This window comes from Dietzia sp. KRD202, assembly GCF_017168155.1.
Taxonomy (GTDB): domain Bacteria; phylum Actinomycetota; class Actinomycetes; order Mycobacteriales; family Mycobacteriaceae; genus Dietzia; species Dietzia kunjamensis.
This window is the reverse complement of the sequence record NZ_JABFAN010000109.1, coordinates 1-10,590: the sequence shown is the minus strand read 5'-3', so window position 1 is coordinate 10,590 and position 10,590 is coordinate 1. Positions and strand designations below refer to the sequence as shown.

Below are 10,590 nucleotides of genomic sequence, written 5' to 3'. Positions count from 1 at the left end.
TGGCCCTCGTGCCCGCCGTGGTCTGCGTGGCCCTCGTGGCCACCATGCCCGCCATGGTCTTCGTGGCCCTCGTGCCCGCCGTGGTCTGCGTGGCCCTCGTGGCCACCATGCCCGCCATGGTCTTCGTGGCCCTCGTGCGCCTGGCGATCCGCGTGCTCTTCGTGGTCCGAGTGTCCACCGTAGCCCTGGTGTTCCTCGTGTCCTTCGTGGCCCACGTGCCCTTCGTGCCCTTCGCCATCAGCATTGTTCGCGTGATCGGACATCGAGGGCTCCTGCGCCCGTTCGCGGGCGTCGGTCCGGTGATGGGAAGTGTCGAGCAGGAGCGCAGTGGCATTGTCGAGGGCGGGAACCACCGCTCCGGGCGAGGCGATGCCGATGCGCACCCGAGGGCCGGGCATCTGCTCCCAGAGGCGGTTCGCCAGATCCGACAGCTCAGGGCCCGGCGCACCACACACGACGAGCACGTCCCCCTGAGCCGGACTACTGGCTATCCGCCACCCGCGACGGAGTAGCTGTTGCTCAAGCTCCATCCGAGTCGCCCACTGGCCCGGGGCCTCGACGACGAGCACCCGGGTGGCCTGGACGGCGAGGCGGGCGAGAAACGGGCTCAAGCCCATCGGAATGCGCCTTCTCGCCGTGCCCAGGCCACGGCGACTAGCAGGGCACCAAGGAACAGGAACATCTCCACCACCGCAGAGAGCCCCTTCTCGATCACCACCACGGCCCACGGGTACATAAAGAGCATCTCGACGTCGAAGGCCAGAAACACGATCGAGGCGAGGTACCAGCGTGCGTGGAACCGCGACAGGGCGTGCTCCTGCGGTGCCCACCCGGATTGGGCCGGCAGGACTGTCAACGGGTCGGAGGTAATGCTGGCCACGCGGTGGAGTGCATAGAAGAGAGCAACGACAGACAGCGCCACCAGAGCCACGGACACGATCCCTGAGGACATGACGGTCTCTCCCCTTTCTCGCTGTCGAACATCGAGGCCGGTCGCTGAGCGTTGGGAGTCACCTTAACGGATTACCGCGATCGATAATCTCGTTCCAGCTCGGCGGTCAGCCGTGACCGGGGCCGGCTCCGCAGAGCAGGAACACCCGCGTGTGGGTCCGACTGATGCGAAATCTCTGGAACCGGTTGGGCTCGACTGGGGGCGGGGTTGTCGTCGAAAGAAAGCGCACACCTCCGCGCGTCGCTGGCTACTCATCGAAGAACTGTCCACATTCCTTGACTAGACCAGTAACGTTCGAGAAATGGCCGGTCGTAGTTGATCGCCCGGTGAGGGTTGATTCCAGTCCAGTAGATGAAGTAAGTAGTGCGGTGTTGCATACGTCAAAGGAAGAGTCGGACGAGCCGCACACCCGGAGGCCTCACGCCGCCCACTGCGCGCAACCGGTTTCACCGCCGCCTCCGGCCGCGGGATCCGGGCCACTGTCGATGGCACCCAAATCCTCGTGGGTGGGCCGAACATGTTGCGCGAATTCAGTCTGACCATCCCGGGTGAGCTCACCGACATCACCGGTTCCTGGGCGCAGCGAGGCGCCGGAGTGCTCCACGTCGTCCGCGACGGTGAGATCATCGGTGCCGTGGCCGTCGAGGACAAGATCCGCCCCGAATCCCGCGCGGCGGTGCGCGCCCTGCAGGCCCGCGGGGTGAAGGTGGCGATGATCACCGGTGACGCCACCCAGGTCGCCCAGGCAGTGGGCAAGGATCTGGGGATCGATGAGGTCTTCGCCGAGGTTCTGCCGCAGGACAAGGACACCAAGGTCACCCAGCTGCAGGAGCGCGGTCTGAGCGTGGCCATGGTCGGCGACGGTGTCAATGACGCCCCGGCCCTGGCCCGGGCCGAGGTCGGTATTGCGATTGGCGCGGGTACAGATGTGGCGATGGAGTCCGCCGGGGTGGTCCTGGCGAGTGATGATCCCCGGGCCGTGCTGTCGATGATCGAGCTCTCCCATGCCAGCTACCGCAAGATGGTCCAGAACCTGGTCTGGGCGACCGGGTACAACATCGCGGCCGTTCCCCTGGCCGCCGGTGTGCTCGCCCCCATCGGTGTGCTGCTTCCCCCGGCGGCCGCCGCCATCTTGATGTCCCTGTCCACGATCATCGTCGCCCTCAACGCCCAGCTGCTACGCCGGATCGACCTGGACCCGGCTCACCTGGCTCCGACCGACGGGAAGGAGGAGAAGGCTGCTGTGAGCTCTGCAGCCCCCGTCCGCTGACTTTCAATCCTTCATCGACTCCCCCATACACAACCTCCGAAAGGGAACCCCCATGAAGCGCACCATCACCATCGCCGCTCTCGCCTTGACCTCCACCCTGGTTTTGTCCGCCTGCGCAGATAACACTGAGGGAGAAAACACCGACACCACGACCATCGCCACTACGTCCGCCCCCGACACCACCGAAACGACCGGGGCCACCACGGATCCTGAGACAGAGACGGGGGCGGCCGGAGAGGTCTCCGCCGAGCACAATGACGCGGACATCATGTTCGCGCAGATGATGATCCCGCATCACCAACAGGCCGTGGAGATGAGTGAAATCCTCCTGGCCAAGGACGATATCCCGGCCGAGGTCATCGAGTTCGCCCAGGGTGTTATCGATGCCCAGGGCCCGGAGATCGACCGGATGAATACCATGCTCGAGACCTGGGAAGAAGATCCGGTCACCGGTGATATGGGTGAGATGGACCATGGCGGGATGAGTGGAATGATGAGCGAGGAGGACATGACAGCCCTCGAGGACGCCCAGGGCACCGAGGCTGCCCGGCTCTACCTTGAGCAGATGACCGCCCACCATGAGGGCGCGGTCGATATGGCCCGCGATGAGGTCACTGATGGCCAGAACCCGCAGGCCATCGCTCTGGCTGAGCAGGTCATTGAAGACCAGGAGGCCGAGATCGCCGAGATGGAGCAGATGCTCAACGAGCTCTGAACAAGGACATTCCCCGACCACCCCAGATGAGAAACACGACCATACGACCATCGGGCCAAACCAGGATTTCCGGGAAGGACAATCAGCATGCCGAATAAAATCAAGGTTGCAGTAAACGGGTACGGTGTCATCGGTAAACGTGTAGCCGACGCGGTGAGAGCCCAGGAGGACATGGAACTCCTCGGGGTCAGCGACGTCACCACCGATTACCGGGTCGCCACCGCCATCACGCAGGGCATCCCGGTCTATGCCTCCACCGAAGAAGCCCACCAAGAGATGAGCGCTGCCGGATATCCCATCGCCGGGAAACTACCGGACCTGCTCGACAACGCGGATGTCGTGGTGGACTGCACCCCGTCCACCATCGGGGCCGGCAACCTCGACCTCTATCGCACCCATGGAGTCAAGTCCGTGTTCCAGGGCGGGGAGAAGCACAGTCTCACCGGCCACTCCTTCGTTGCCCACGCCAACTACAGTTCCACGCTTGGACGCGACACCACCCGCGTGGTTTCCTGCAACACCACCGGCACTGTCCGCACCCTTATCGCACTCCAGGACGCTGGATTGCTGTCCAAAGCGCGGGGAGTGCTTGTCCGCCGGGCCACCGATCCGTGGGAATCCGACCACTCGGGGATCATGAACACCATAGTTCCCGAAGGTCGTATTCCCAGCCATCAAGGCCCAGACGCCCAGTCGGTGGTCCCCGACCTGGATGTGGTGACCATGGCGGCCAAGGGAGCGCACACCCACAACCACCTGCATTTCTGGACCATCGAGCTAACCCGCCCGGCAGACACAGAAGAGGTTCTCGAAGCGTTGAAGGCGATGCCGCGGATCGCTTTCGTGCGGCGCTCCGATGGAATCGTGGCGGTCAACAGCACCGTCGAATTGATGCGAGATCTAGGCCGGCCACGGGGCGATATGTATGAGGTCGCCATCTGGGAAGATATCCTGACCGTGCAGGGCAATGAGTTGTTCTGGACGTACACGGTCGACAACCAGGCCATCGTCGTCCCCGAGAACATCGACGCAATCCGTGCCCTGGCTGGCACCGTGGAAGACGGTGATGAGTCCATCCAGCGCACCGACCGTGCCCTGGGGGTGCGCGCGGACTTTTTCTCACCTCTGCCCAACGGCTGATTCCAGCAGGAGACACCCACGGCGGTGCCCGACCCAGATCGCTCATGTCCGGGTCGGGCACCGCTGTATAAGCAGTTGATCAGGCGCACCGCGCCTTCTCGGAAGGCGTAGTCAGGTGCGTGAGGCTTCCGCGATAGTGCCGATTGTTTCATCCAGGACAGCGTCGAATTCGCGGTCGTCCTGGGTGACGGTGAGCCCTTCGGTCAGGGCGCGGGAGAAACTGGCGATTATTCCGGGGTTGCGTGCCAGGCGAGCGTTAGCTTCCGCGCGGGAGTAGCCGCCTGATAGTGCCAGCACCCGGATCACCCGCCGATGTTCCACGAGCTCGCGGTAGAAGTCATCAGTTTCGGGAAGCGTCAGTTTGAGGATGACCGCCTGGTCCTCCTTCAGCTGGTCGAGCTCTTTGCGCAGGGTCACCCGGAGCTGGTCTTCTACCTCGATCTTCCGGGGGCTGTGGATGTCGACCTCAGGCTCGACAATGGGTACCAGCCCGAACCGGAGGATCTGCTGAGCGATCGCGAACTGCTGCGCAACGACAGCGTCCACCCCCTCCCCGGGAAGCCTGATGAACGAGCGCATTTTGGTGCCGAACATGTGCTTGCTTACCGCACGCTCGAGCAGGTTGTCCAGATCAGGGAGGGGCTTCATGACCTGAGCCCCGTGGGTTTCTTCCGCCAGGCCCTTGTCAATCTTGAGGAACGGCACAATGTCTTTGACTTTCCACAGATAATCCCCTGTAGGCATTCCCCCGATGTCGCGGTCCATTGTGTCCTCGAACAAAATCGCCCCGAGGATCCGGTCACCGTCGAAACTGGGGCTGGTAATGATGCGCGTGCGCATCTTATGCACCAGACCAAACATCTCCTCCCCACTGGAGTAGGCGTCCTCGTTGATCCCATAAAGTTTCAGCGCTTTCGGGGTACTGCCCCCGCTTTGATCCAACGCCGCGATGAAGCCGGTACCGGCCCTGACCTTGTCGTATTTTCCTACGTCCATGAAACGTCCTTCCGCCTAGCGAGTTGTGACCATGTCGTGGAGCCCACTGTGCCTCGGTCCCAGGCAACTGTGCTCGTTGTCGTATCCCGGTACGGTTCCAGTCCAGTTAGGTAAATACCGAGGATCTGCGTCATGACGGTTCTTCCCCGGTGGTGCCCGGCCAGCGTGGGTCTTCGGCAGCTGTGCTCTCCGCCGAAGGGAACCGGTCATGCTCCTGGCTTCGGCCTGCTTGGTAGACATCATGGGTTTTCTCACCTGGTTAGGTCCGGGGTAGATTTGTTCTGCAGGCCGCGTCGTGCCTCGAATAGGTCCGTTGACTCCCCACCGGCGAGTTCCACATACGTTCCCGCGCTCCCCACGTAGATGGGTGGCGCAGTACTGGGGTGTAGTCGGATCAGGAGACTATCGATGCTCAGGGCAACATCGATCAGGTGCCCGCGGTACTGGATCTGAAATTCCACTTTTTCCAGGTGGGTAGGCAGTCGGGGATCGAAGGTGAGGGCGTTGGCTTCGGTCTGGAGACCGGCAAAAGAGCGGGTTAGGATATCCACCGTGCCCGCCATCGCACCCAGATGAATTCCTGCGCGGGTGGTTCCCTCCTGGGTGTCATCCAGGTCCGCGACCAGGGCTTCGCGGAAAAGGGCCCAGGCCCGGTCCTCGTTGAAGCGGGAGAGCACCGAGGAATGGACCACCCGGCTGAGTGTGGATCCTTCTGAGCTGCGGGACACGTAGTACTCTACGGTGCGTTTCAGGTCAGTTTCGGAGAAAGAATAACCGAGCCTGCCGAGTTGGTTGATGACACCGGTTGGTCCCAACAGATAGATGAGCATCAGTACGTCGGCCTGTTTGGCCAGTTTATACCGATTGGTGGTGTCGTTTTCGGCTTCCAGGATCAGGTCGAGCCGACCGATATTGCCGTACTTCGCCCAGTATCGCGGCCAGTCCAATTCAAGCAGGTCCTCATACCCGTCGAACTGACTGATGACCCCGTCGGCGTGGAAGGCGACGGTCAGTGCGCTGCCCAGCTGGGACCAGTGCTGGATCTCGTCGGGGGTGATCTGCAATCGGTCGGTGAGGTCATGCTCTTGGTGGCCGGCCAGTTCCCGGAGAGCATCAGCCGCCCGCTCACAGACCCAGGAGAGAAGAATGTTGGTGTAGGCATTATCGGTCAGGCCCGCTCCAGGATGATCCGGATAGCCATCGTGGTATTCGTCTGGCCCCATCACCCCGGTAAGGTGATATCTTCCGGTGGCGTCGTCGTAGGTGGCCAGTGAGGCGAACATCCTGGTTATTTCGATGATCAGTTCCGCTCCGCGGGTGGCCAGCCAGTCCCGGTCACCGGTGGCCTGAAAGTATTGCCAGGCGTTGTAGGCGATGGCGAGACCGACGTGGCGCTGTTGACTGGAGTTATCCGGCATCCACCGGGCGGATCGTGGATTGTAAAGCCACTGGGGTGTCTCCTCCCGCCCGTCGCTGCCGCTCTGCCACGGGAACAGTGCCCCCTTGAGACCCTGCGCCCGGGCGGCGGCCCGGGCAGCGCCCAACCGTTGCCACCGGTACTCCAGAAGTGTTTGACTTACCTGCGGGAGCCGCAGCCCGATAACGGGCAGGACGAAAAGTTCATCCCAAAAGATGTGCCCGCGGTATCCTTCCCCGTGCAGGCCCCGGGCTGGCACCCCGGCATCCAGCTCGGCGGTGTGTTCTGATATTGCCTGCAGCAGGTGGAACACGTGCAGGTTGAGGATCAGCTGGGACTGGCGGTCTCCGTCAAAGGTGACTCCGAAGCGATCCCACAGGCGACGCCAGGCTGCTTCATGGCTCTGGATCAGGATGTCGAAGTCGCCCTCATTTCGGGAGAGCTCGGTGAGTGCTGCTCTTCCCGGCGAGGCGATCGCTACATCCCTGGAGGTTACTACCGCCACGGTTTTGGTCATCGTGGCCGTTTCTCCGTCGACCAGCTGAACATCACAGTTCCGTAGGTATCTCCCGCCACCATTGTTAACGTCACTGGCCGTTACTCCCTGGCCAGGGAACTCTGTGCGCACCGCGAGGGCGATCCGAATCTGGCTCTGGTTGGTCTCCACCTCACTCAGGACGGTGTGGTCGTCTATGTCGGTGACGACGGCGTTCGTCAGGTGAGCCTGCCCGCTGCCGATGTAGTCACGGACGTTGGTGTTGGTGACCTGCGCATCAATTCCGGCCCGGATGCCGACCGTACCGCTGAACCCTTTTGCCGTCACAGTGGTTTGAAGCGCCGCCAGGTGGGGATTGTCCATCGAGACTAGCCGCCGCTGCACCACGATAAGCTGGGCGTTCCCGGGGCCGGTGAGGGTGGCCCGGCGGGTGAGCGTACCGCGGCGCAGGTCAAGTTCGCTGCGATCCTCGGAGACCTCCATCTCTCCGGTGGACCACCAGGGACCGTCGCCGATGCGGACGTCGACCGGCAGCCAGTTGGGGATGTTGACCAGGTGCTCTTCTTCCAGTTCGCGGCCGTGGATGATGCCGGTAGTTCGGTTGTAGACACCCGAGAGGTAGGTCCCCGGATAGTGGATCCCGTCATCGCGGCGCTCCGGACGCGCACCGCGCGTGGCCATGTAACCATTGCCCAGGGCGGTCAGAGCCTCCCGATGCCCCTCGTGGGCTGGGTCGAATCCCTCGTAGACCAGCAGCCAGGGATCGGTGCGCGATGCACCCAGATCCAACTGGCCGACACTACCCAGGACGACGTCGGCGCCCGCCGCGTCCAGTTGCTCCCGGTACCCGGCGTGGTCGATTCCTACCACCAGTCCGAAACCGCCGGCGTGTCCTGCCTTGACCCCGGACACGGCATCCTCGATGACCACGGAACGCTCCGGGGATACGCCGAGTCGACGTGCCGCCTCGAGGAACATCGCCGGATCCGGTTTGCCGGGCAAACCTTGATCTGCGGCCACCAGGCCGTCAACGATCACATCAAATGCCGGCTCCAGGCCCGCGGCCTCCAACAGAGCCTGCGCGTTACGGCTGGCTGTGACGAGGCCCACGGGGATGCCGCCGCCGCGCAGGCGTTCCAGCAGCGCCACGGTTCCGGGATAGACATCGACACCGTCACGGGCTAATGCGGTCAGGAACAGGTCATTTTTTCGGGCCCCCAGTCCGGCGACAGACCAGGCATCCGGTCCGTCCTCCGGGCTGCCTGTGGGAAGCTGGATGCCGCGGGAGGTCAGGAAGGCGCGGATGCCGTCTCCGCGGCTGCGTCCGTCCACGTAAAGCCGGTAGTCCCGGTCTGCGTCGAACGGTGGCGTATCCGCTCCCACTCCGGATCTGGAGTCGGCCAGGACGGAGTCGAAGAGCTCCTTCCAGGCCGCCGCATGCACGCTGGTAGTCCGGGTAACGACCCCGTCCATGTCGAACAGCACCGCATCATAGGGCAAAGTGGCGAGATGATTCGACGACAAGGGCGGTGATGTCTTCCGAGGATGTGACGGTGCCATGTTAGAGCGGTTCCTCTCATGCTTCCTGCTCGCATCGAAGGCCGGGGCCGGGGACAGCTGTCCATTGCCAGTTGTTGATTTCCGGCATGTCTTCGCCGTGGGTGCGGATGTACTGGTGGTGTTCGATCAGGGCGTTCTTGAATTTTTCGCGCACGGTGGCCGAGACGTCCTTGAGCCGCGGCACTCTGTCAATCACCGCCATGGCCAGGTGGAACCGGTCGATCCGGTTGAGTACGCACATATCGAACGGTGTCGTCGTGGTGCCTTCCTCTCTAAAGCCGTGAACATGGAAGTTCCCGTGGTTGGTCCGCCGGTAGGTGAGCCGGTGGATCAACCACGGATAACCGTGGTAGGCGAAGATCACTGGCTTGTCCGTGGTGAACAGCGCGTCGAAGTCGGTGTCCGACAGCCCGTGCGGGCCTTCGGACTCGTGTTGCAGCCGAAGGAGGTCTACGACGTTGACCACCCGGATGGACAGATCCGGGAAGTGGGAGCGCAAAAGGTCCACGGCGGCGAGGGTCTCCATGGTGGGAACGTCCCCGGCACAACCAAGCACCACATCCGGTTCCGTGTCCGGGTGTGTGCTGGCCCAGTCCCAGATGCCGATGCCCTTGGTGCAGTGAACGATGGCGTCGTCCATGTCTAGGTATTGCAGCTGTGGCTGTTTGCCGGCGACGATGACATTGACATACTGACGGCTGCGCAGACAGTGGTCGGCCACCGACAGCAGCGTGTTCGCGTCCGGTGGTAGGTATACCCGGATGACCTCGGGTTTCTTGTTGAGCACATGGTCGATGAAGCCGGGATCCTGATGGGAAAAACCATTGTGGTCCTGCCGCCAGACGTGGGAGGTCACCAGATAGTTCAAGGAGGCGATCGGCCTGCGCCACGGGATGCCATTGGTCGTGTCCAGCCACTTGGCATGCTGGTTAAACATCGAGTCCACAATATGGATGAAGGCCTCATAGCAGGAGAAGAACCCGTGCCGACCGGTGAGCAGGTAGCCTTCCAGCCAACCCTGGCAGGTGTGCTCGGACAGGATTTCCATGACTCGCCCATCACGGGCCAGATGATCATCCCCGGGGACTGTTCCGACGTTCCAGGCCCGGTCCGTGGCCTCCAAAACCGCTGTCAGGCGGTTGGAGTTGTTTTCATCCGGGGCGAAGACACGAAAATTGTGCAGATTTGTAGCCAGAATGTCCCGAAGCATCTGCCCGAGCACTCGGGTTGCCTCAACCTGACCGGTCCCGGGTTGTTCTACCGGGACAGCATAGTCGCGGAAATCGGGTATCCGCAGGTCCCGCAATAAAGTGCCGCCATTGGCATGGGGGTTGGCACTCATCCGTCTGTCCCCGGGAGGGTGCAGAATGCGGACCTCTTCGACCGGTTCCCCGGAGTCGTCGAAGAGCTCCTCCGGGCGGTAGCTGCGCAACCAGTCCTCCAGGATCTTCCGGTGGCTATCGTTTTCCCGTGCCGCACTGAAGGGAACCTGGTGGGAGCGCCAGGACCCTTCCACGTCCTGCCCGTCCACTTCGGCCGGGCCGGTCCATCCTTTGGGGGAACGCAGCACAATCATCGGCCAGCGGGGCCTTTCCGTCTCTCCGCTTTCGCGGGCACGGTGCTGGATCTCCCGAATGTCATCAAGACAGGTGTCCAGTGCTCGGGCGAAATCCTGGTGCATCTGTTCCGGATCGTGACCCTCAACGTAGTAGGGAGTATGCCCGTAGCCGCGCAGCAAGTCGTCCAACTCGTCATGGTCAATCCGTGCCAGGACGGTGGGACTAGCCCCGCTGATTCACGGAGCGTGAGGATTGCTGCTGTCGGGTTACGGCGGGATCCATTTCGTGGGTGGGCGTGCAGGAGTGCCGGCTGGCGCTGCCGGTGGGCGGGTCTCCGGTGGTGCTGTCGTGGGCGGGTGGGGTCAAGCCCCTGGAAGTGGTGTAACTGAATGGTGATCCTTCGTGGGTGGTCAGGCGGGTAGTTGCATCAGGTCATCGGTGCTCACCTCCGTCGGCGAGCTGGTGGCGGGGTCGGTGGTCAGGGT

The 10,590-nt window shown here is 62.8% G+C and carries 6 protein-coding genes and 2 pseudogenes; 4 read left to right on the top strand and 4 right to left on the bottom strand.

Features of this window, described 5'->3' with window-relative positions; translation table 11 throughout:
* A partial coding sequence (locus J1M64_RS19190; RefSeq protein ID WP_241261802.1) for a hypothetical protein occupies positions 1-512 on the top strand: 512 nt, incomplete at its 5' end.
* Between the two features lie 95 nt (positions 513-607).
* Here J1M64_RS19190 and J1M64_RS19185 read toward each other — a convergent pair.
* The gene (locus tag J1M64_RS19185; RefSeq protein WP_007626392.1) at positions 608-952 is read right to left on the bottom strand and encodes an NADH-quinone oxidoreductase subunit A; all 345 of its coding nucleotides are present in this window, start codon (positions 950-952) and stop codon (positions 608-610) included.
* Positions 953-1,352: 400 nt separating this feature from the next.
* On the opposite strand from J1M64_RS19185, the pseudogene J1M64_RS19180 reads away from it, so the two are divergent.
* The 3 genes and pseudogenes from J1M64_RS19180 to J1M64_RS19170 form a co-directional block, all read left to right on the top strand.
* Positions 1,353-2,222 (top strand): annotated as a pseudogene (locus J1M64_RS19180) (HAD-IC family P-type ATPase); the annotation flags it as partial.
* Positions 2,223-2,274: 52 nt separating this feature from the next.
* Complete coding sequence (locus J1M64_RS19175) at positions 2,275-2,937, top strand: DUF305 domain-containing protein (protein ID WP_006840777.1); 663 nt, start codon at positions 2,275-2,277, stop codon at positions 2,935-2,937.
* 87 nt (positions 2,938-3,024) lie between these two features.
* Complete coding sequence (locus tag J1M64_RS19170; RefSeq protein ID WP_206475235.1) at positions 3,025-4,077, top strand: type II glyceraldehyde-3-phosphate dehydrogenase; 1,053 nt, start codon at positions 3,025-3,027, stop codon at positions 4,075-4,077.
* A gap of 111 nt (positions 4,078-4,188) precedes the next feature.
* Here the strand turns inward: J1M64_RS19170 and J1M64_RS19165 are convergent, their stop codons facing one another.
* The 3 genes and pseudogenes from J1M64_RS19165 to J1M64_RS19155 form a co-directional block, all read right to left on the bottom strand.
* Positions 4,189-5,073 (bottom strand): fructose bisphosphate aldolase, encoded by an 885-nt coding sequence (locus tag J1M64_RS19165; RefSeq protein WP_018296925.1) that lies wholly within the window; start codon positions 5,071-5,073, stop codon positions 4,189-4,191.
* A gap of 251 nt (positions 5,074-5,324) precedes the next feature.
* Positions 5,325-8,471: a beta-phosphoglucomutase family hydrolase gene (locus J1M64_RS19160; protein WP_307872492.1), complete on the bottom strand. Its 3,147-nt coding sequence runs from the start codon at positions 8,469-8,471 to the stop codon at positions 5,325-5,327.
* Between the two features lie 91 nt (positions 8,472-8,562).
* Positions 8,563-10,332 (bottom strand): annotated as a pseudogene (locus J1M64_RS19155) (phosphoketolase); the annotation flags it as partial.
* Positions 10,333-10,590: the final 258 nt, after the last annotated feature.